This is a genomic window from Jiella soli (assembly GCF_020615385.1).
Classification (GTDB): domain Bacteria; phylum Pseudomonadota; class Alphaproteobacteria; order Rhizobiales; family Rhizobiaceae; genus VKMB-3413.
In genome coordinates, this window is sequence record NZ_JAJAVB010000027.1 from 1 (window position 1) to 20,021 (window position 20,021).

Annotated in this window: 19 protein-coding genes and 1 pseudogene; 12 read left to right on the plus strand and 8 right to left on the minus strand. The window is 66.1% G+C overall.

Going from position 1 to position 20,021, the window contains the following annotated elements; genetic code table 11:
* Positions 1–325 (plus strand): glycosyl hydrolase family 65 domain-containing protein (locus LH400_RS18505; protein WP_229154608.1); only part of this gene is annotated, 325 nt, incomplete at its 5' end.
* A gap of 203 nt (positions 326–528) precedes the next feature.
* Here LH400_RS18505 and LH400_RS18510 read toward each other — a convergent pair.
* Positions 529–1,647 carry an ABC transporter ATP-binding protein gene (locus LH400_RS18510; RefSeq protein ID WP_229154865.1) on the minus strand — a complete coding sequence of 373 codons (1,119 nt, stop codon included), beginning with the start codon at positions 1,645–1,647 and terminating at the stop codon, positions 529–531.
* Between the two features lie 211 nt (positions 1,648–1,858).
* On the opposite strand from LH400_RS18510, the gene LH400_RS18515 reads away from it, so the two are divergent.
* The 7 genes from LH400_RS18515 to LH400_RS18545 all read left to right on the plus strand — a co-directional run bounded on the left by LH400_RS18515 (position 1,859) and on the right by LH400_RS18545 (position 8,428).
* Positions 1,859–2,455, plus strand: a complete 597-nt coding sequence (locus LH400_RS18515) for a GntR family transcriptional regulator (protein ID WP_229154609.1) — start codon at positions 1,859–1,861, stop codon at positions 2,453–2,455.
* Complete coding sequence (locus LH400_RS18520; protein WP_229154611.1) at positions 2,452–3,429, plus strand: alpha/beta hydrolase; 978 nt, start codon at positions 2,452–2,454, stop codon at positions 3,427–3,429. The genes LH400_RS18515 and LH400_RS18520 overlap by 4 nt, the downstream gene beginning before the upstream one ends.
* A 25-nt stretch (positions 3,430–3,454) precedes the next feature.
* Complete coding sequence (locus LH400_RS18525; RefSeq protein ID WP_229154613.1) at positions 3,455–4,660, plus strand: ABC transporter substrate-binding protein; 1,206 nt, start codon at positions 3,455–3,457, stop codon at positions 4,658–4,660.
* An 88-nt stretch (positions 4,661–4,748) separates the two neighbouring features.
* Positions 4,749–5,684, plus strand: a complete 936-nt coding sequence (locus tag LH400_RS18530) for a carbohydrate ABC transporter permease (protein WP_229154615.1) — start codon at positions 4,749–4,751, stop codon at positions 5,682–5,684.
* The gene (locus LH400_RS18535; RefSeq protein ID WP_229154617.1) at positions 5,681–6,514 is read left to right on the plus strand and encodes a carbohydrate ABC transporter permease; all 834 of its coding nucleotides are present in this window, start codon (positions 5,681–5,683) and stop codon (positions 6,512–6,514) included. The genes LH400_RS18530 and LH400_RS18535 overlap by 4 nt, the downstream gene beginning before the upstream one ends.
* 40 nt (positions 6,515–6,554) lie before the next feature.
* Positions 6,555–7,436 (plus strand): sugar phosphate isomerase/epimerase family protein, encoded by an 882-nt coding sequence (locus tag LH400_RS18540; RefSeq protein WP_229154618.1) that lies wholly within the window; start codon positions 6,555–6,557, stop codon positions 7,434–7,436.
* Positions 7,433–8,428: a Gfo/Idh/MocA family protein gene (locus LH400_RS18545; protein ID WP_229154619.1), complete on the plus strand. Its 996-nt coding sequence runs from the start codon at positions 7,433–7,435 to the stop codon at positions 8,426–8,428. The genes LH400_RS18540 and LH400_RS18545 overlap by 4 nt, the downstream gene beginning before the upstream one ends.
* Positions 8,429–8,596: 168 nt before the next feature.
* On the opposite strand, the pseudogene LH400_RS18550 reads toward LH400_RS18545, so the two are convergent.
* Positions 8,597–8,952: pseudogene (locus LH400_RS18550) on the minus strand (3-methyl-2-oxobutanoate hydroxymethyltransferase); the annotation flags it as partial.
* A 239-nt stretch (positions 8,953–9,191) separates the two neighbouring features.
* On the opposite strand from LH400_RS18550, the gene LH400_RS18555 reads away from it, so the two are divergent.
* Entirely contained in the window at positions 9,192–9,425 is a 234-nt protein-coding gene (locus LH400_RS18555; protein ID WP_229154620.1) for a hypothetical protein, read from the plus strand.
* A 593-nt stretch (positions 9,426–10,018) separates the two neighbouring features.
* On the opposite strand, the gene LH400_RS18560 is transcribed toward LH400_RS18555, so the two are convergent.
* The 5 genes from LH400_RS18560 to LH400_RS18580 form a co-directional block, all read right to left on the minus strand.
* Positions 10,019–10,777, minus strand: a complete 759-nt coding sequence (locus LH400_RS18560; RefSeq protein ID WP_229154621.1) for an iron ABC transporter ATP-binding protein — start codon at positions 10,775–10,777, stop codon at positions 10,019–10,021.
* Entirely contained in the window at positions 10,774–11,796 is a 1,023-nt protein-coding gene (locus tag LH400_RS18565) for an iron chelate uptake ABC transporter family permease subunit (protein WP_229154622.1), read from the minus strand. Before LH400_RS18565 ends, LH400_RS18560 begins: the two co-directional genes overlap by 4 nt.
* Positions 11,789–12,760, minus strand: coding sequence for an ABC transporter permease (locus LH400_RS18570; RefSeq protein WP_229154623.1), 972 nt, complete (start codon positions 12,758–12,760; stop codon positions 11,789–11,791). The genes LH400_RS18565 and LH400_RS18570 overlap by 8 nt, the downstream gene beginning before the upstream one ends.
* Before the next feature lie 92 nt (positions 12,761–12,852).
* A complete protein-coding gene (locus LH400_RS18575) occupies positions 12,853–13,779 on the minus strand; it encodes a siderophore ABC transporter substrate-binding protein (RefSeq protein ID WP_370638436.1) in 927 nt (308 codons plus the stop codon).
* A gap of 290 nt (positions 13,780–14,069) precedes the next feature.
* Positions 14,070–14,879 carry an alpha/beta hydrolase gene (locus LH400_RS18580; protein ID WP_229154626.1) on the minus strand — a complete coding sequence of 270 codons (810 nt, stop codon included), beginning with the start codon at positions 14,877–14,879 and terminating at the stop codon, positions 14,070–14,072.
* 146 nt (positions 14,880–15,025) lie between these two features.
* Here LH400_RS18580 and LH400_RS18585 point away from each other — a divergent pair, with 146 nt between their 5' ends.
* Positions 15,026–15,628: a PadR family transcriptional regulator gene (locus tag LH400_RS18585; protein ID WP_229154628.1), complete on the plus strand. Its 603-nt coding sequence runs from the start codon at positions 15,026–15,028 to the stop codon at positions 15,626–15,628.
* 42 nt (positions 15,629–15,670) lie between these two features.
* Positions 15,671–16,450, plus strand: a complete 780-nt coding sequence (locus tag LH400_RS18590; RefSeq protein ID WP_229154630.1) for a siderophore-interacting protein — start codon at positions 15,671–15,673, stop codon at positions 16,448–16,450.
* Positions 16,451–16,535: 85 nt separating this feature from the next.
* Here LH400_RS18590 and LH400_RS18595 read toward each other — a convergent pair whose 3' ends face one another.
* A complete protein-coding gene (locus tag LH400_RS18595) occupies positions 16,536–17,516 on the minus strand; it encodes a helix-turn-helix transcriptional regulator (protein ID WP_229154632.1) in 981 nt (326 codons plus the stop codon).
* Positions 17,517–17,793: 277 nt separating this feature from the next.
* Between LH400_RS18595 and LH400_RS18600 the strand changes: the two genes are divergently transcribed.
* Positions 17,794–19,938: a TonB-dependent siderophore receptor gene (locus LH400_RS18600; RefSeq protein WP_229154634.1), complete on the plus strand. Its 2,145-nt coding sequence runs from the start codon at positions 17,794–17,796 to the stop codon at positions 19,936–19,938.
* Positions 19,939–20,021 lie beyond the last annotated feature (83 nt).

Here is a 20,021-nt window from a genome sequence, read left to right on the forward strand (position 1 = left end):
CCGAGGCGGTTGGACCTGGTACACCGGCGCCGCCGGCTGGATGTATCGCGCCGGCGTCGAAGGCATTCTCGGCATCCGCAAAGACGGCGAATTCCTGACCATCGCCCCGCGCATTCCCCAGGCATGGCCGGGCTTTTCGGCGACGATCCGTATGGGCAACACCTGCTATCGGGTGAGCGTGGACAATCGCGATGTCTCGGGATCGACGGTCGTCCGCGCAGTGCTCGATGGCGTCGATGCGCCAGTGGAAGACGGCGCGCTCCGCGTCCGGATCGACGGCGCCGAGCATGCTCTGACCATCAGCCTGCCGACCTTGCCGGCTTAGACTCCCGCCTTGCCGCCTCAACGAACCGCGATCTGCGGCACTCAAGTTCCCTTGTCGCCCTGGTCATCTTCGTTGAATTCGCTGCTAAAGATCCGCTTTCCGCCCTCTTGAATCTAGGATCGGGGCTGCAGGGAACGGCCGCTCATGTGAAGCTCAGGTTTGATCGCAACCGTTCGACATGGGCGCGGAAGCGCCTCATTCGATCACGCTGTGCACGCCTTCAAAAGAGGCTCATGACCGTGGGAGGCAAGCCGCTCCCCGGAGGCCGCATCGAAGAGATGAGCGTGCGCGGCGCTGCCCGCGACGCTGAGGCTTTCGCCGATTTCCACCCGACTATCACGCGGCAGTTCGACTGTGATCATCCTGTCGCGCCCGATGTCGAGATAGCCGAAGGTTTGGCTGCCCAACCGCTCGACCACGCTGAGGGTGCCAGAGAACCAGGCCTCTTCCGGAGCGCATGGCACGAGGCCTTCCGGCCGGATGCCTAGCGTCACCCGTCCGTTCGGCGCCTGCGCACCGCCCGAAGGGATCTCGGCGCGCCCGGCGGGAACCTCTAAGACGAGCCGATCACCCCGGGTGGCAAGGACCGGACACTCGAGGACGTTCATGGTGGGGCTGCCGATGAACTGCGCGACAAAGAGTGTCGCCGGGGACCGATACAAATCGAGCGGCGCGCCCACCTGTTCGACATCGCCGCCGTTCATCACCACGATCCTGTCGGCAAGCGTCATCGCCTCGACCTGGTCGTGCGTCACATAGACGGTCGTCGCCTTGATGCGCCGATGCAGCTTGGCGATCTCCAGCCGCATCTCCACGCGCAGCGCGGCGTCGAGGTTCGACAGCGGCTCGTCGAACAGGAAGGCATCCGGCTTGCGCACGATCGCGCGACCCATGGCGACGCGCTGGCGCTGCCCGCCGGACAGCTGGCCCGGCCGCCGGTCGAGATAGGGGTCAAGCTTCAGAACCGCCGCCGCGTCGGACACGCGGGCGTCGATCTCCTGCTGTGCGACATCCCGCATCTTCAGCCCGAAACCCATGTTCTCGGCCACGCTCATATGCGGATAGAGCGCATAGTCCTGGAAGACCATCGCCACGTTGCGCTCGGCAGGCGGCAGGTGGCCGACCGGCCGGCCGCCGATGGCGAGGTCGCCGTCGGTGATCTCCTCAAGGCCCGCCAACATCCGCAGGAGGGTGGACTTGCCGCAGCCGGACGGACCGACCAGCACGACGAACTCGCCGGATTTTATCGCCAGGGAGATCGAGCGGATCACGTTCACGGACCCGTAATCCTTGCGCAGGTTCCGCAATTCGATGGCTGCCACGATGGTGCTCCTCCCAGCTTCGTCAGAGGCCGGCTTGACGACCTGACCATTATCAATAATGATAACGATATCGATTGCAAGAAGGTCGAGAGCTTTGGTCCGAACTGCCCCCACCCCGCGCGCCTTCGCGACGCCGATCCGCAGGATCGGGCGGGGCCGTCCGGCGTCGGGCAAGTCGACCGCGGCCTTCGCGGCGTTGAAGCGGGATATCATGCTCGGCAGCCTCGCCCCCGGGGAGAGTCTCGTGGAACTCGAACTCGCCGAACGCTTCGGCTGCAGCCAGGGCACGATCCGCGAGGCGCTGCTGCAATTGCAGGACGAGGGGCTCGTCCTCAGGCACGGCTATCGCGGCACGCAGGTTTCCGACTGCACCGAAGACGAGGCGGTGGAGCTGTTTCGCATCCGCCAGTCGATCGAATGCCGCGGCATCGCCCGGGCGATGGAGCATCCGGGCCGGACCCTCGTCGCCGAGATTGAGGAGATGGTCGCCGCGATGATCGCGGCGGCTGAGGCGGAGGACGAGCTCGAACTCGCCTCGATCGACCGCGACTTTCACCAGCGGCTGTTCTCCGAGGCGCGGCTGACGGCCCTGGAGCCGATCCTGCGCCGATGCCTCGTCCATAACCACCGCTACAAGATCTCGCAGTCGGAGGGGCCGCGCGACCTCGTCCAGACGGCGCGCCGGCACGAACCGATCGTCACGGCGATCCGGTCCGGCGACGCGGCGGCCGCCAAGACCGCCCTGTTCCACCACATCGCGACGATCGTCGACTTCGGCCCGACGGTTTTTCCGGAATCGCCGGAATGACGGGGCCCATCGCCCTCTCGGCCGAACTTGCGCCGGACATGGCCGCGCTGATGGATCGTGTTGCCCGGCAGGACGGGCCGCAGGCGGATCCGACGACGCTGCCGCCGGCCGAGGGGCGCCGCCTCGCCGCCGCCGGCAATCGCCGCTGGAATGTCGACCTGCCGGAAATGGCGGTGTCGAGGAATCTCGGCGTGCCGGCGGATGCGGCGCTCGGCGGGCCCGCGATCCGATGCTGGCTGCATGTTCCGCTCGACGCGCGTCCCGGCCTCGTCGTCTTCGTGCATGGCGGCGGCTTTTCCTTCTGCAGCCCCGAGACGCACGAGCGCGCCGCGCGGCTGCTTGCCGCCGAATCCGGCCTTGCGGTGCTGCTGCCGGACTATCGGCTGGCACCCGAGCATCCCTATCCCGCCGGCCTCACCGACGTGGTGGCGACACTGCGCGCCCTGCCGCGGCTTGCCGAGACAGCAGACGTGCCGCCCGGGCCGCTCTTCCTTGCCGGCGACTCGGCGGGCGCCAACCTCGCCCTCGCCTCACTCATTCACGAGATGCGCGCGGATCGGCCGGTCGGAGCCGCAGGTGCCCTGCTCTTCTACGGCAATTACGACGCCGATTTCGAAAGCCCGTCCTTCCGCTTCTTCGCCGAAGGTCCGGGACTGACGCGGGCGAAGATGCAGCGCTACTGGCGCTTCTATGTCGGCAACCGGGACATGCGCGGCGATGCGCTGGCCTGCCCGGCCTTCGCCGAGCGGACGGAGCTCGCGGCCCTGCCGCCGCTCCACCTGATGGCCGCGGGCGTCGACCCGCTGCTCAGCGACACGCTGGCCCTTCAGGCGCGGCTTGCCGATGCGGGGCGCTCCGAGAAAGCCGAAATCGTGCCGGGCGTCGTCCACGGCTTCCTGCAGATGACGCACGAATTGGCCGCGGCACGGGAGGCGATCGCCGCCGCCGGCCGGTTCGTGCGCGACCACAGCTGATCGATCGACAACAGGGAGGAAAATGATGTCGAAACAGAAACTGAAGCTCGCCGCAGCCGCCGCGGCACTCGTCGCGGGGCTGGGCCTTGGCCAGGCGAACGCCGAGACGGTCCGGTTCTGGTACCATTTCGACAATCCCGAAAACCCGATGTCGGGTCTCGTGGAGAAGTTCGAGAAGCAGAACCCCGACATCACCGTCGAGGCCGACAACGTTCCCTGGAACAGCTATTACGACAATCTCTACACCGCGATCGTCGGGGGCAACGCCCCGGATGCGGCGATGGTCAAGCTCTTCGCCCAGCCGCGGCTCGTGGAGATGGGCGCGCTCGAGCCGATCGGCGACCGGATCGAGGCGTGGGACGGCAAGAAGGAGCTTCTCGACAATCTCCTGAGCCTCAATGCCGGGCCGCAGGGCAAGCAATTCTACCTTCCGATCCAGTATGTCGTGCTCTACCTCTACTACCGCGCCGACCTCTTCAAGGAGGCCGGTCTCGAGCCGCCGAAGACCTGCGAGGAGTTCCGCCGGGACGCCAAGGCGCTCACCAAGGCGCCCGACCGTTATGGCTTCGGCTTTCGCGGCGGCAAGGGCGGCTGGGACCAGTGGGGCACCTTCGTCCTCTCGCGCGGCGCCAAGCTCGAGCCGGGCGGCCTGACGACGCCCGAGGCAATCAAGGCGAACCAGTGGCTGGTCGACATGTTCCAAAAGGACAAGTCGATCCCGCCCTCGGCGCCGAACGACGGCTTCCAGGAGATCATCGGCGCCTTCAAATCCGGCAAGACGGCGATGACCATCCACCATATCGGCTCGGCCAACGACCTCGTCGCGGCGCTGGGCGACAAGGTCTCGGCGGTGCCGGTGCCGAAGTGCGACGGCACGGCCTGGACGTCCTATGGTGACGAGTCGCTCGCGATCTTCTCGGCTTCCGAGCACAAGGACGCGGCCTGGAAGTGGATCTCCTTCCTGGCCGAGCCGGAGAACAACGTCGCCTTCGTCAAGGCGACCGGCCAGATGCCGGTGACCAAGACCGGGTCGAAGACCTATGACGGCCATCCCAAGCGCTTCGTCGAGGCGACGGTGGACTCGCTGCCCTTCGCGCATGTCCTGCCGCAGACCTCGGCGACCGCCGACTTCGTCAACACCGAGTGGCAGACGGCGATGCAGCAGGCGCTGACCGGCCAGATCACCGCCGAGGCGATGATGGAGAAGCTCCAGGGCATCTTCACCGAGTGATGCGATCGAATGGAAGCGCCCCCGCGGCGTTTCCATTCCTCGGCCGGCCGAGGCGACCGTCTCGCCTTCACAGTTCACGGGACCCGACATGTCCAGCATCAACGACGCGCTCGCGCTCGAGGCGCCGAATCCTGGCGGCCGCAAACGCCCGCGACGCGGCGCGCTTCTCCCCTATGCGCTGCTGACGCCGGCCGTCGTGGTCGTCCTGATCATCGTCTTCGCGCCCATGGTCGAGGCGCTGGTGACGAGCTTCTACGACTACGTCCTGTTCCGGCCGAACGCGGCGAAGTTCGTCGGCATCGCCAACTTCGTGAAGCTGTTCAACGATCCGGTGTTCTGGACCTCGCTCTGGCAGACGGCGCTGTGGATCGGCCTCACCGTGCCGCTGCAGATGGGCCTCGGCCTCGTCGCCGCGCTGCTCCTCAACAGGGAGTTCGCCTGGCGCGGCCTCGCCCGGGCGCTGGTGATCATCCCCTGGGCGCTGCCGAGCGTCGTCATCGCGCTGATGTGGCGCTGGATCTACGACCCGAACATCGGCATCCTCAACGACCTCCTCCTGCGCCTCGACATCGTCCGCGCCGCGATCCCCTGGCTCGCCGATCCCGATGTCGCGCTCTACGCAGTCATCGCGACGCTGACCTGGCAGGGCTTTCCCTTCTTCGCAGTGATGATCCTCGCCGGCCTGCAGGGCATCCCGAAGAGCCAGTACGAGGCGGCGGCGATCGACGGCGCCAGCGCCTGGCGGCAGTTCCGCCACATCACCCTGCCCGGCATCGGGCCGATCCTGGCCACCGCCGGGCTCCTGCGCACGATCTGGGTCGCCAATTCGATCGACGTCATCTTCGTCATGACCGGCGGCGGTCCCGGCTATTCCACCTACACGCTGCCGCTCTTCGCCTTCGTCAAGGCCCGGCAGAACCTCGACTTCGGCTACGGCTCGGCAATCGCCGTCACCTTCACCGTCATCCTCGGCGCGCTCGTCGCAATCTATATCGCAAGGACCATGCGGGAGGTCGAACGATGAAGCGCGACGGCTTCCTGAAACGGCTTTTGACGACGCACATCCCGGTCGCGCTCGTCGTCCTCCTCGCCATCGGCCCGTTCGCCTGGATGATCCTGACTTCGCTGACGCCCTCGTCGGCGATCATCGCGAAGGGCGTCTCGTTCTCGCCCGCGGGATGGGGGCCGGACAATTACGTCCGGCTCCTCGCCCATACCGACTTTCTCGGCAATATGGGCCACAGCCTGGTCGTCGCGCTCGGCACGGTCGTTCTCGGCCTCGTCGTCTCTGTGACCGCGGCCTATTCCTTCTCGCGCTTCCGCTTCTTCGGCCGCCGCGTCCTGATGCTGCAGTTCCTCCTGGTGAACATGTTCCCGGTCGTGCTCCTGATCCTGCCGCTGTTCACGCTGATGCGGCGCCTCGGCCTGCTCGACACCCATCTCGCGCTGATCATCGCCAATTCCACCGTCGCCATCCCCTTCGCGGTCTGGATGCTGACGAGCTATATCGGCGCGATTCCCAAGAGCCTCGACGAGGCGGCGATGATCGACGGCTGCTCGCGGCTCCAGGCGCTCAGGCGCGTCGTGCTGCCGCTCGCGCTCCCCGGCATCATCTCGACCGGCATCTACATCTTCATCACCTCCTGGAACGAATATCTCTACGCCCTCACCCTCGGCGGGCGGCACGTGCGCACGGTCACGGTCGCGATCCAGACGCTGATCGGCGAATACCAGATCGAATGGGGCCTGCTCGCGGCCGGCGGCGTCGTCGGCGCCCTGCCCGTCACCATCCTCTTCCTCGTCGTCCAGCGCCGCCTCGTCGGCGGGCTGACGCAGGGCGCCGTCAAGGGATGATGGCCCGCCTCTTTCTTCCTTACTCCAGCGGACAATGCCCATGAATCCGATCGGTCTGATCTCGATGCAATACGCCCGACCGTTCACGGCCGAGCACTTCCGGTTCTTCGACGCGATGAAGCGACAGGGCTTCGACTTCGTCGAACTCCTGGTGCCTGAGGTTGGCGAACTCGACCTGAAGGAGACGGCTGCGGCGCTTCGGGGCTCCGGCCTCGGCGTCGTCCTTGCCGCTCGCGTCAACCTGCAACGCAACCTCGCCTCCAAAGACCTCGCCGCCCACCGCGCCGGCATCGACTATCTGCGCTACACCGCCGACTGCGCCGCCGAACTCGGCGCTACCATCGTCGGCGGGCCGCTGACCGGCAATCCGCTCGTCTTCGCCGGCCGGCCGCCCGCCCCGGTCGCCGAGGACGAGCGCCTCGCCCGCAAGGAGCGCTGCGTCGTCGGCCTCGAGGCAGCGGGCGACCACGCAAAGGCCGCGGGGATCACGCTGGCGATCGAGCCGCTCAACCGCTTCGAAAGCGATGTCCTGCAGACCACCCAGCAGGCGATGGAACTCCTGGAGGCGGTCGACCACCCCGCCGTCGCGCTGATGCTCGACACCTTCCATATGCATATTGAGGAAGCCGACATCGCCGAGGCGATCCGGCTCGGCGGCCAGAGGCTCGTCCACTTCCAGGCGAACGAGAACCATCGCGGCTTCCCCGGCACCGGCGCCACCGACTGGGTGTCGGTCTGCCGTGCGCTGCACGAGGTCGGCTATGCCGGTCCGGTCTCGCTCGAACCCTTCCGCCGCAACGACGACCGCTTCGGCGTTCCCTTCGCGCAGTGGCGGCCCCCGCATGAGGACGAGGACGCGCGGCTTGCCGCCAGCGCCGCCTTCATCCGCTCCCATCTCGAACTGACGGAATACAGACGATGACCTTGAAGATCGGTTGGATCGGCTGTGGCATTCATGCGACGCAGATGCTGCTGCCGCAGCTCGTCCGCCACGATGTCGAGATCGCCGCACTCTGCGACATCGATGCCGGGCGGCTCGCCGCGGCCGGGCGCCAGTTCGGCGTCGAAACGCTCACCACCGATGCAAGAGCGCTGATCGAAACGCCCGGCCTCGACGCCGTCGGCATGGCGGTCGGGCCGGACCAGCATCTCGCCTTCGGCCTTGCGGCCCTGGAGCGCGGTCTGCCCGTCTTCATGGAAAAGCCGCCGTCGGGAACGGCAGCCGGCGCGCGGCAGCTGCGGGACGCTTCCGAGAGGGCCGGCAAGCCGCTCCTCCTCGGCTTCATGAAGCGCTATTCGGTCGGCAACAAGATCGCCAAGAACATCCTGACGTCCGGCCGCTTCGGCGATATCCTCGGCCTCACCGGCTATTACATGACGGCGCCCGGCTATTTCGCGGGGAATGTCGACTATACCGGCTTCCTTCTCCACCACTGCGTCCACTACATGGACCTCGTCTCGCATCTCGTCTCACCAGTCGTCGGCATGAACGCGCGCAAGGTCGAGAAGACGCCGGGCCGCATCCTCTTCCATGTCGGCTTCGACTTCGCCTGCGGGGCGATCGGCACAATCGCCATGGGCACCGCCCAAAGCCGTGGCGCGCCGGTCGAGCGGATCGAGATCATGGGCGATCACCAGCGCATCGAGGTCGAGGACGTCGTCGAGATCCGCTGGAACCGCAATCCGCCCTTCAAGGTCGGAGATCCCGAGGCGAGCCTCCTCGACACCGAGGACACGCTGACCTGGAAGCCGAACTTCACCGCCGCGGCGAACGAGGACTACAAGGGCTATCACGCGCTTCTTGCCGACGTCGTTCCGGCGTTGAAGGGCGAGACGACGGCCGCGCCGACCATCGCCGACGGGGTAATCGCCATGGAGCGGCTGGAGGAGATGCGCCGGTTGCTCAGTGTGTAGTCTCGGTCAGCGTCGGAGTTATAGCGTGCCAGCGAGCCCACCGGCGGTAGCATCCTGATCTCGATGTCCGGCAAGAGGAACTGCTCGACAATTCCATGGCCAAAACCTTCTTCAAAACCATGAACCCACACAACCTGCGCAAGAGCCACTTTCCCGTGACGAGTCCAATCAGATGTTGTCAACCTTTTCCATGAACCGATCGAGTTCCTGAGGATCCATCCGGACGATGTGGCGGTCCTCAGGATAAGCCTTTGCTTCGACATCAACCGCAAACTCACGGAAGGCGGCGACCCTTTCGGCCTGTAGCCGATCAAACTCAGCGGCAAAATTTCTGTACACCTTGGAATGACGAGGCATGTCGTCTCTGTTTTGCCCGAGAACGTCTTCCGCGAACAGATATTGCGCGTCGCAGCCGGTACCTGCTCCATCGACAGCATAAGGAGAGAGGTTCGCTTCGAGATCGCCTCGGCGACCTCGACCGGAACGACCTCAATCTCCGCGCCGAACGCCCCTGCGGCCTCGAGCGGCGCACCGAACGCAGATAGCGATCGCGCTTTCGGCGGTTGTGTTTCGGCACGACGGCATGACCCCAACCCCGATTCGCTACCCGGCGTTTTCAGAGGCTTGTCAGCGTGACCCCATGCCGATCGGCGCCGGGTAAGAATACCGAGAGGCCAGTGAAAGCGCTTCGACCGCTCCGCCGGTTCGCACGATCGACGAGTTCCTGGCCGCCGAGATCACGCGCGGGCTTCATCCCCGCCACATGGCCCGCACGAACAGCGTCGACTATCGCCTCTTCCCGCATTGCACCTTCGGGACGGTAATCGAAATCTCCCGAACCAAGGTGGCCAACCAAGTCGACCGAGCCGTTCTTCTGGCGCTCGTCCAGACGTTCAAGATGCCGGACCTGTTGGCGATGGCCGACACCTTCCGAGACATCGCTGGCTTGGCGGCCGGCATCTCAGCTTGGCGCTGCGACGCCAGAGAGCCACCGTAGGGGGCGGACCTCGCATTCTTGGCACTGGTCGACTTGCAACTCCAGTACAGACTGCATAACATTGGAGACGCTGCGATCTCTAAGATGTTGAATTCATTGCAGGGATTTGGATTGGGATCGCGTCCCTCCGGGCCCACCATTTTTCCTCACAAGCTGCTGAAACCGCTGAAGGTGCCGTTCCGGACCGTTCACAGGCCGAAATGCATGACATGAACGGCGACGCGGTGTCTCTGCCTGCCCAGGCGACACGGCGAAACAGTCGCTGTCAGTAGGTCCGCAGCGTTCCCGAGGACCGAGCCGGCCTGTTCGCCGCGCCCGGATTCAGCGAACATTGCGGACCGTGTTCCCTTGATCGCTTCAGAGCATTGGCTGGCGGAAGGCCGCCGATCTGCACCTGACCCTGAAGCGCCGCTGACTGGTCCGGCGTGTTTCGCTCTCTCCTGCTCCAATGGCTCAACAGGACGCCTCCGAGAGGACCCCTCCAGCGGAAGCAGACTGGTTCGTCCGCGATCGAGCGCATGTGAATCACCGCCCGCGCGAGCGGACGGCGAACCGGAAATCCCGTTCACCGCACCGAAAACCGCTTCCGTGCTTCACCGGCGGAACAGGCAGGTCCTTTGGCCCTCGATCTCGCGCACCATCACGGGTAGGCCGAACACCGCCTCGATGGTCTCTTCCGTCACCACGGTGTCCACCGGGCCGTCGACGACGATCCGGCCCTCGCGCATGGCGACGACCCGATCGGCGAAGCAGCTGGCGAAGTTGATGTCGTGCAGGACGACGACGACGATCTTGCCGAGATCGTCGGCCGCCTTGCGCACGAGCCGCATCATCGCGACGGCGTGGCGGATGTCGAGATTGTTCAGCGGCTCGTCGAGCAGGATCGCCCGTGTGTCCTGGGCGAGCACCATGGCGACGAAGGCGCGCTGGCGCTGCCCGCCCGAAAGCTCGTCGAGAAACCGATCGGCGAAAGGCACGAGGTCGAGAAAGGCGAGAGCCTCGTCGACCTTGGCGTGATCCGCGGCGGTCAGCCGCCCCTTCGAATGGGGAAACCGGCCGAAGCCGATGAGGTCGCGCACGGTGAGCCGGGCCATCAGCCCGTTCTCCTGCCTCAGGACGGAAATCCGCCGCGCCAGCTCGTCGCCGGCCGTCCGCGTGACGTCGAGTCCGTCGACGAATGCCTTTCCCTCGTCGATCGGCAGCAGCCGCGCTATCATCGACAAAAGCGTCGACTTGCCGGCTCCGTTGGGACCGATGATGGCGGTGACGCCCGGCGAATCGAGGGTCAGCGAGGCGCGGTCGACGACGCGGCTGTCGCCGTAGAGCTTGGTCAAAGACGATGCTTCGATCATCGGATTCCCCGCTTGACGACGATGGCCAGGAAGACGATGCCGCCGAGGAACTCGATGACGATGCCGAGGGCCGTGTCGAAGTGGAACACGCGTTCGAGAAGCGTCTGGCCGCCGACGAGGCAGATCACCGCGATCAGCGAGGCGGCGACAAGGGTTTCGGCATGCCGGCGCGAACCGACGAGAGAGACGGCGAGGCTCGCGACGAGCAGGCCGAAGAAGGTGACCGGGCCGACGAGCGCGGTCGAGACGGAGACGAGTACGGCGATCAGGCCGAGGCTGAGCCGCGTCAGGGCGACCGGGTCGACCCCGAGCGAGGTCGCGGTTTCGCGGCCGAGCGCCAGCACGTCGAGCTGCGGCAGGAGGCGCCAGAAGGACAGGGTGACGAGACCAATCAGAACTGCCGCCACGGCCAGAAGATCGGTCTCGATCGTGCTGAAGCTCGCATAGAGCCTGTCCTGCAGGACGACGAAGGCGTTCGGGTCGATCAGACGTTGGAGGAAACCGGAAAGCGAGCGGAACAGCACCCCGACGATGACCCCGACGAGGAGCAGCCTGTGAAGGTCGTGGGCCCCTTTGCCGAGCAGAGTGCCGTAGAGGGCGAGCGCAAAGCCGATCATCGCGAGGGTTTGGGCGAGGAACAGCGACATCGTCTCTGCGCCGGTCGCAAAGAGCGTTCCCGCGAAGGCCACCATCAGGGTCTGGATCAGGCCGTAAAGTGCATCGAAGCCCATGATGGAAGGGGTGAGGATGCGGTTGCCGGACAGCGTCTGGAAGACGACAGTCGACAGGGCGATGGCATGGCCGACGAGAATCATCGCGACAAGCTTCGGCGCCCGGAACGGCAAGACGAAGGACCAGTTGCCATGGGCCCCGATGGTCATGAAGATCGCGCAGCAGGCAATGGCAAGGAGCACCAGAAGCAACAGCGTGCGCGCCGGACCGCGCGCGGCGGCCCGCCCCGAGTGAACCTCCCGGCGCCGGCGCACGCCATGAACCTGCTTATCGGCGACATCAGCCATGCGCCGTCCTCCGCCCCGCAAGCAGGATGAGGAACAAGACCGAACCCGCGACACCCATGATGACACCCACCGGGATCTCGTAGGGATAGCGCAGGATGCGGCCGAGAACGTCGCAGCCGAGGACGAGCGTGGCACCCCACAAGGCGACGAACGGGACGATGCGCCGGCCGTTGTCGCCCATCGTCATGGTCACGAGATTGGGCACCACGAGACCGACGAAGGGGATCGAGCCGATGGTGGCGACGGTCACCGCGGCAATCAGCGAGACGATGACGAGGCCGATGGCGACCACCCGCTCATAGGCGAGGCCGAGATTGACGCTGACGTCGCGGCCAAGGCCCGCGAGGGTGAAGCGATCGGCCGCAAAGAGCGCGACCGCCCCCAGCGCGGCGCCGATCCATAGGAGTTCGTAGCGACCTTTCAGAACCATCGAGAAGTCGCCGCTGCTCCAGGCGGCGAGCGACTGCAGGAGGTCGGTCCGATAGGCGAGGAAATGGGCGGCCGACTGGATGATACCGGCAAGGATCAGACCGACCAGCGGAACGAGCAGGCCGCTCTTCAGCCGCAGCCGGCGAATGAGGGCGAGAAAGACGGCTGTGCCGGCAATGGCAAACATGGCCGCGACCAGCGCCTTGGCGAGGACGGGCGCCCCCGGCGCCAGAAGCGTGACCACCACCATGCCGAGCCCGGCCGCTTCGGTCGTGCCAATCGTCGAGGGTTCGACGAAGCGGTTCGACGACAGCATCTGCATGAGAAGCCCGGCGACGGCGAGACTCCCGCCAGCGAGGGTCGCCGCGGCAGTGCGCGGCAGCCGGCTGACGAGAAGGAGGCGCAGCGCTTCGCCGTCGACCCCTCCGCTCCAAACCGAGGCGAAGGAGAGATCGCCCGCACCGACGAAGAGGCTCGCAACGAAGAGAAGGCCGAGGCCGAGACAGCCAAGGCTCAGGAGGCGGCTATCGGACATGGTCGGCCGGGTGTGCGGGACTTTCGCCGCAGGCGGGGGGCGGCGATGCGCGGCGCCCGCGACAGGTTCATTCCGCGTGCCTCTTGTCACGCTCACTCGGCCTTCGCGAACGCCTCGGAGAGCTGGTCGACATTGCGTTGCAGGGCGGTGAGGCCGGCGCTCGAGAGATACCAGGTGGCAGGGTCGAGATAGACGACCTGGCCGCTTTTCCACGCCTTCGTGTTCTCGACCAGTTCGTTCTTCAGCATCGAGGCGGCGGCGCTCCGGCCGATCGCGGCGTCGCGGTCGATCACGAAGAGCCAGTCGGGGTCGGTCTTCGCGATATATTCGAAGGAGATCGCCTCGCCGTGATTGGCGACGTCAAGATTGCTGTCGGCCGGGGCGACACCGAAGGCGCCGTGAAGGATGCCGAAGCGCGAGCCGGGGCCGAAGGCGCTCATCCGGTTGCCGGTGGTCAGGACGATCAGGCCCTTGCCCCGGCCTTCGGTCTCGGTCTTAAGCGTCGCGATCGTGCTTTCGAGTCTGGCGATCCGCGCCTCGACTTCGTCCTGCCTGTCGAAGATCCTGCCGAGCGCACGGGCGCGGACGAGAGCCGAAACGAGGAAATCGGTCTGATCGACCGACATGTCGATGGTCGTCGCCACCTGGGAGAGCGCCTTCGTCTGGCTGCTCGAACGCCCACCGGTGATGATGAGGTCGGGCCGCAATGCCGCAACGGCTTCAAGATCGGCTTCGAACAGCGATCCGACCTTTGTGACGTCGTCCTCGGCATATTTGGACAGATAGCCCGGATAGGGAGCCGTCGGCGCACCGGCCACGTCGACGCCGAGCGCGTCAAGCGTGTCGAGAGTGGCGAGATCAAAGGCGACGACGGTCTTCGGCGCGTGCGGAACGCTTCTTTCGCCGGTCGCGGTCTCGACGCTGACCGTTGCCCCGGCGTCTTCCTGGGCAAGCGCGGGAGCACTGGCGAGAAGTCCCGCAAGGCCCGCGGCCGCCAGCGACCGGAACGCCTTGCGCATCAGGGAAGAGGGCCGCCTCCCAGCAGCGCGACGAACGATTGGGGTCATGGTCGGTCCTTCCTGCGGAGATGCATCCTCGCGGCCGACATCGCAAAAGTTGACTGACAATGTCAATATTTCGCTCTGCATGCGGAGCCTGCCGATCGCACGGCACGGCTCGGCTCGGCTCGGCGACGGACATCCCCGGCCGCCTGGGGAGGTAGCAAGATATTAAACCGGAAGATGTTTCCGGCACTGGCCGACAGGCGGGCGCGACGATCGGAGAAGGGACGCAGCGACGCTCGCGCCTTTCACCGCGGCTCCTCGCCGTCGCCCCTGGCGGTTGATGCGAAGAACTGGCGCAATGCGGGTGCGACGATCGAACCATGCGTTTCCTGCGGCAGGAAAAGCGTGGTGACATGGGCGTGGCCGGCATCGCGAAGCCGGGTGCCGAAATCGATCCCATTCGGACCCGCGCGTATCGCTTCGAGATCGCGCCGATCCTGTCCGGAGAGGCCGGCGCGCCATTGCCGGCGACCGGCAGCGAGAATCGTCAGGCGGCGCGTGTCCTTCGCCGGATGGATGGAAAGGCCCGCCAGGGTCTCGCCGAGTTCCTGCATCACCCGATGGCGGTTCCACCAGACCGAAGGATCGGCGGCGAAGAAATCGGCGATCGGCAGGTCCCGGCGCAGGAAGGCCCGAAGCACGAAAAGCCCTGCCAGGGAATGGCCGAAGACCGCGCTCGATCCCGCCGCCACCGGAGCGTGCTCGGCCAGGAAGGGCAGCAGCCGCGTCCGCAGGAAACCCGCAAACAGCCGCTCGCCGCCGGTCTGCGGGACCGGGTGGCCCGGACGCAGCGGAAACGTCTCGGCGCCAGCCGCATCGGTCAGCTCGAAATATCGACGCAGGATGCGGGTCTGCCCGTCGCGCTCCGGCAGGCCGATCCCGACGAGCAGCCGGGAGGAGCCCGCCGCCAGCGCGGTTTCCTCCGCCATCTCGAAGAACTGGTCGGCATCGAGGACGAAAGCCGCGGGCCAGAGGGAGCGGGGCGTCATCCCGATCCGGCGAAGCACGACGCGGTAGGGGCGCCCGGCAAAGGTCAGTTCGATTTCCTGGCGCATCCGCATGCCTCTCCGATCGAGGGCGGAAATATATTGATACTTGTCCTCAACATATATCGGGATGTATCGGCATTTAGAAAAAGGAGATCGAGATGCGCCGGATCGTCAATGACGGGCCGAGCTTGCGCCGCGAAGGCTCGCGCTAGATGCTCAAGGCGGAGCGGGATCATGGCAGGGCCGGCCCTCGCCACGGCCACAGCCAGGGACTTGACCGCGATGGCGAGGCTTCCGGCAATGCGGAGGGGCGCCAGCATCGCGGCCCGCATGCCGGGCGTGGCGGCCGGGGCCGGCGCGGCGGCCCGTTCGACTATGGCGACCTTCGCCTCCTCGTCCTCGTCATGCTCATGGAGAAGCCGAGCCACGGCTACGAGCTGATGAAGACGATCGAGGAACGCTTCGAAGGCCGCTATTCGCCGAGCCCGGGCCTGATCTATCCGACCCTTGCCTGGCTCCAGGATGGCGGGCTCATCCTGCTCTCGCCCGAAAGCGCGGGTCGCAAGCGCTACGAGGTTTCCGAGGCCGGGCGCCTGTTCCTTCAGGAACACCAGGAGCGTGTGGAGGCGATCTTGCAGCGTGTCGCACGCGGCGAAATCGGCCGCGGCGACATTCCCGAACCGATCCTCGCCGCGATGGGCGAGCTGAAGCGCGCCCTTCGCGCCCGGCTCGCCGCCGACCCGTCCGACGCCGCGACGGTCGAACGGATCGCCGGCGCGATCCGCGAGGCGGCGGCCACGGTCGGGCGCATGTGACTTTCTATCTGCCGAGATCTCTTTGGAAAAGGACATCCAGACATGAACCTGCATGAGCCCGTGGCGGCCTCTCCGGCAACCGCTCCGACAAGGCGCGTGCGCCACGAATTGCGGCGCCGCCAGCTTTCGGTGGTCTCCACCGAGCGCCTGAGCCCTGCGATGCTGAGGATCGTCCTCGGCGGCGAGGAGCTTCGAGGCTTCACGAGCCTTGGGGCCGACGACCACGTGAAGATCTTCCTTCCGGGCGAAGACGGGGCGGAGGCCGAGCGGCGGGACTACACCCCGCGCCATTACGACGCGCGGCGCAACGAGCTGACCCTCGATTTCGCCGTCCACGAGGCCGGCCCGGCCACCGCCTGGGCGTTGTCCGCGAAGGTCGGCGACGCGTTGACGATCGGCGGGCCCCGGGGCTCGCTCGTCATCGAAGAGAGCGTCCGGCGCTTCCTGCTGATCGGCGATGAGACCGCATTGCCGGCGATCGGCCGGCGGATCGAGGAGGCCGGACCGGGCGTTTCGATCGTCAGCCTCGTCGCCGTGCCCGAACCGGCCGACAAGCAGAATTTCGAGACGGCCGCCGATCTCCACGCGCACTGGGTCCACCGGCCGCTCGAGCGCGCCGACGATCCCGAAGCGCTGCTCGCCGCCCTTCGCACGATCGAGATCGAACCGGATTGCTTCGTCTGGATCGCGGCCGAGGCGTCCGTGGTGCGGGCGCTCCGCAGCGTCCTTCTCGAAGAGCGAGCCCATCCGAAAACCTGGTTCAAGGCGTCCGGCTACTGGGTCCGCGGAAAGGCCGACACGACGGAGAAGTTCGAGGACTGATCGTCGATCGCCCTGCTGGGCGGGGGCAAGCCCGTCGCGGCCTCCGCCCCGAAGGCGGGCACGGTTGCGGCAGCCCGGTCGCCGCCTACCGCACGCTTCTAGGCGATACGCCGAAATGCCGCTTGAACGCCGTCGAGAAATTGGCGGCGCTGCGGTAGCCGGCGAGATGCGCGGCTTCCGCCACGCTCAGGCCTTCGTGCTCGATGGCACGCCGGGCACGGGTCAAATTGCGTCGGCGGATGTAGTCGAAGGCGCTCATGCCGTGGACGGCCTGGAAGAGCCTCTGCAGCGTGCTGACGCTCGTCCCCGTCGCGGCGGCGATCTCGTCCAGCGTCGGATTGGCGAATTCGCGCAGGCACTCCTCGATCCGGCGCATCCGATGCAGATCGCGCGAGCCGACATGGCCGATGGCCCAGCAGGCGCGACGCGCACCGAGCTGGCCAAAGCCCTCGGCGACGAGTTCCAGCGCACGGCTTTCCAGATAGAGCCGCTGCAAGGCGGGTTCGTATGACGGGGGCCGTAGGATCTGCTCGCCGATCGCGATCATGCTGTTGCTCGGGCGCCAGCCGTGCCGCGCAAGATGGGTCCGGCAGAATTCGGCGACGCGCGGCGCCCGCAACGGGTCGGCGAGTCCGCAATCGGCCAGCCATTCGTGGGATATCGTGACATTGACCTTGCGCAGGTGCTCGCCCCGCCGCGAACGCCGCGTAAACACCGTCGGGCGGGTGCGCGCCATGACCGCGGCGCGGACGGTTCCGCCGTCGCCTTCGCCGGCCGGGATGATCGGGCTGCCATCGATCGCGGCGTCGACGGCCCCTTGCAGGAAGAGATAGAAAGTAACCCCGGGCCGCTGCTCGATGCGCGTCTCGAGATCGACGAGCTCGGTCGTGTCGGAAGAATGCAGCACGAGGCCCGGCCGCAGCTCGGTCAGCCGGTAGTGTCCCTTCAGCGCCGCTCCGTCGCCGACCTGTCCGCTGCGACGCCACGCAAACCCTTTGCCGACAAGCGCGGACGCGTCGGCAATCCGGCTGGCGGCGATGGTCTCGTCGTCGAGATCGAATGGCATACCCATCATCGTGCCACACCGGATTCGAGCCTGGAACAGCGGACCTCCCGCAGCACGGCGGACGGCCGTGACATGAAGGCAACACATTCTCGCCATGTTCGCGGCCCGCGCCGCCGCTGCACCGGTCGCAAAGCTCTTTGACACGTCCGCAAACGGCCTGCGCTGGTTCCGGCCTCAGCTCCTTCGTAAAACATGACCACAGATGACAAGTTTTAGTGCGGCGGTGCAAGACCCCTTCCGGGTCAAGCCGTTTCCGAGTCCGAGGGGGTTTATCAAAATGGGCAGTTTCGATCCGCGGCGCAGCCGCAAGACGGTGCTGAGGCTGCTCGTTGGCACGAGTCTGGCGAGCGGAGGCTGGATCGGTGCGGGCGCGGCGCAGGACGCCGGTTCGACGATCGACCTCGAGACCGTCACCGTCGAGGGGTCAAGCTACACCACCGAGGGAAGCAAGAGCTATACGACCGACCTGATCAGCGTCGGCGAGAAGGAAGCCCGGTCGCCGCGCGAGATCCCGCAGTCGACGACGGTCCTGACCCGCGAACGGATCGAGGACGGCGGATATACCTCGCTCGACACCGCGCTGCGCGAGACGCCCGGCATCGTCGTCCTCAACAACGACAATGGCCGCTCGAGCATCCTCTCCCGCGGCTTCGAGTTCGATTCGCTCTATTTCGACGGCCTGCCTGCGCCCCTGTCGAGCGTCTACGGCACCCAGCCGGACCTTGCCATCGTCGACCACATCGAGGTTCTGCGCGGGCCCTCGGGTCTGTTCGGCGGCACCGGCGAGCCTGCCGGCGCCATCAACATGGCCCTGAAGAAGGCGCCTGACGAGTGGCAGGGCTATCTCGAAGGTCAGTACGGTTCCTGGAACACCGGGCGCGGCGAGTTCGACATCGGCGGCCCGCTCAACGACGCCGGAACCATCCGCGGCCGCATCGTCGGCGCCTTTCAGGACGGCGACAACATGGTCGACGTCGTCGACAACCAGTCCGGCGTCGCCTATGGCACCGTGTCGGTTGACCTCACCGAACAGACCACCGCGACCGTCATCCTCAGCCATCTCGAACGCGACATCACGCCGTTCAACGGCCTGCCGACCTATGCCGACGGCTCGCTGATCGACATCGACCGCTCGACCTATACCGGCGCCGACTGGAACAGCTTCGACAACAATGTCGACGACTATATCGCCGAGGTGGAGCACAAGTTCGACGATGGCGGCCACGCTCGCGTCGCACTGCGCTATTCCGTCCGCGATGCCGACTTCCTCTATGGCTGGGCGGGAAGCGCCGCCGACCAGAACGGCAACGTCACCGGCATCCGCTGGATCGGCCGCGACTTCGAGGAAAAGTCGCTGGCGCTCGACGCCTTCGTCTCCAAGCCGTTCACGCTGTTCGGCCAGGAGCACAACGTTCTCCTCGGCGCCGACTACCGCAAGATCGACACCACGCTCCTGAGCGCTTCCGGCATGATCCCGGGAACCCGCAATCTCTACAACTGGAACGCCTCCGCGATCGCCGAGCCGACCGTCGACTACACCAGCCAGACCGACAGCGATCAGGAGCAGACCGGCATCTACGGACAGCTGCGCATCAAGCCGATCGATCGAATGACGCTGATCGGCGGCGGCCGCGTCAGCTGGTACGATTCCTCGACTGAAAACCTGTTGACCGGCGCGACCCAGGACGAGATCGAGTTCGACCACCACTTCACGCCCTATCTCGGCACGGTCGTCGATCTCACCGAGGAGATTTCCGCCTATGCGAGCTACACGGAAATCTTCCAGCCGCAGACCTATTTCGACGGCAATGGCGACCTTCTCGATCCGCGCGAGGGGCGCCAGTACGAGGCGGGCTTCAAGGGCGAATTCTTCGGCGGGACGCTCAACGCCACGCTCGCTTATTTCAATCTGCGCGACAAGAACCGGGCCGAACAGGACACCGGCGGAAACTACGTCGCCCTCGGCGAGGTCGAGGCGAGCGGCATCGAAATGGAGATCGCCGGCGAACTTCTGCCGAACTGGCAGGTGCAGGCGGGCTACACCTACACCCAGACCGAATATCTCAACGGCAGCGCCGCCGGTTCGGTCTTCAGCCCCTACACGCCCGAACACCAGGTACAGCTCTGGACCGACTACACCTTCCGCCAGGCCGACGCCTGGTATGACGGCCTGTCGATCGGCGGCGGCGTCAAGATCTACAGCGACTTCTCGGCTGTCAGCGGCTCGACCACGATCGAGGCTCCGGGCTATGAAGTGGTCGATCTCAAATTCGGCTACGAGATCAACGACAATCTCGAGGCGAAGCTGCAGATCAACAACCTCTTCGACGAAAAATACTACGCGCGTGTCGGCTCGACTTCGGTCTTCAACTTCTACGGCGAGGAACGCAACGCCATGCTGACGGTCAAGGCGAAGTTCTGAGGGAATCGGTCGCGACACCTCTGGCCGTGACTCGTGACACGGCCATGTCCGCCGTCTGTCCGAAGGCTACGGTATCGTCGCCG

What these genes read in the sequence shown, in the direction of transcription:
- LH400_RS18560 (WP_229154621.1), bottom strand. Translation starts at nt 10,777, where the DNA reads ATGATCGAAGCATCGTCTTTGACCAAGCTCTACGGCGACAGCCGCGTC.
- LH400_RS18585 (WP_229154628.1), top strand. Translation starts at nt 15,026, where the DNA reads ATGCTCAAGGCGGAGCGGGATCATGGCAGGGCCGGCCCTCGCCACGGC.
- LH400_RS18580 (WP_229154626.1), bottom strand. Translation starts at nt 14,879, where the DNA reads ATGCGCCAGGAAATCGAACTGACCTTTGCCGGGCGCCCCTACCGCGTC.
- LH400_RS18545 (WP_229154619.1), top strand. Translation starts at nt 7,433, where the DNA reads ATGACCTTGAAGATCGGTTGGATCGGCTGTGGCATTCATGCGACGCAG.
- LH400_RS18570 (WP_229154623.1), bottom strand. Translation starts at nt 12,760, where the DNA reads ATGTCCGATAGCCGCCTCCTGAGCCTTGGCTGTCTCGGCCTCGGCCTT.
- LH400_RS18595 (WP_229154632.1), bottom strand. Translation starts at nt 17,516, where the DNA reads ATGCCATTCGATCTCGACGACGAGACCATCGCCGCCAGCCGGATTGCC.
- LH400_RS18555 (WP_229154620.1), top strand. Translation starts at nt 9,192, where the DNA reads ATGGCCCGCACGAACAGCGTCGACTATCGCCTCTTCCCGCATTGCACC.
- LH400_RS18540 (WP_229154618.1), top strand. Translation starts at nt 6,555, where the DNA reads ATGAATCCGATCGGTCTGATCTCGATGCAATACGCCCGACCGTTCACG.
- LH400_RS18530 (WP_229154615.1), top strand. Translation starts at nt 4,749, where the DNA reads ATGTCCAGCATCAACGACGCGCTCGCGCTCGAGGCGCCGAATCCTGGC.
- LH400_RS18520 (WP_229154611.1), top strand. Translation starts at nt 2,452, where the DNA reads ATGACGGGGCCCATCGCCCTCTCGGCCGAACTTGCGCCGGACATGGCC.
- LH400_RS18525 (WP_229154613.1), top strand. Translation starts at nt 3,455, where the DNA reads ATGTCGAAACAGAAACTGAAGCTCGCCGCAGCCGCCGCGGCACTCGTC.
- LH400_RS18535 (WP_229154617.1), top strand. Translation starts at nt 5,681, where the DNA reads ATGAAGCGCGACGGCTTCCTGAAACGGCTTTTGACGACGCACATCCCG.
- LH400_RS18600 (WP_229154634.1), top strand. Translation starts at nt 17,794, where the DNA reads ATGGGCAGTTTCGATCCGCGGCGCAGCCGCAAGACGGTGCTGAGGCTG.
- LH400_RS18515 (WP_229154609.1), top strand. Translation starts at nt 1,859, where the DNA reads ATGCTCGGCAGCCTCGCCCCCGGGGAGAGTCTCGTGGAACTCGAACTC.
- LH400_RS18590 (WP_229154630.1), top strand. Translation starts at nt 15,671, where the DNA reads ATGAACCTGCATGAGCCCGTGGCGGCCTCTCCGGCAACCGCTCCGACA.
- LH400_RS18575 (WP_370638436.1), bottom strand. Translation starts at nt 13,779, where the DNA reads ATGCGCAAGGCGTTCCGGTCGCTGGCGGCCGCGGGCCTTGCGGGACTT.
- LH400_RS18565 (WP_229154622.1), bottom strand. Translation starts at nt 11,796, where the DNA reads ATGGCTGATGTCGCCGATAAGCAGGTTCATGGCGTGCGCCGGCGCCGG.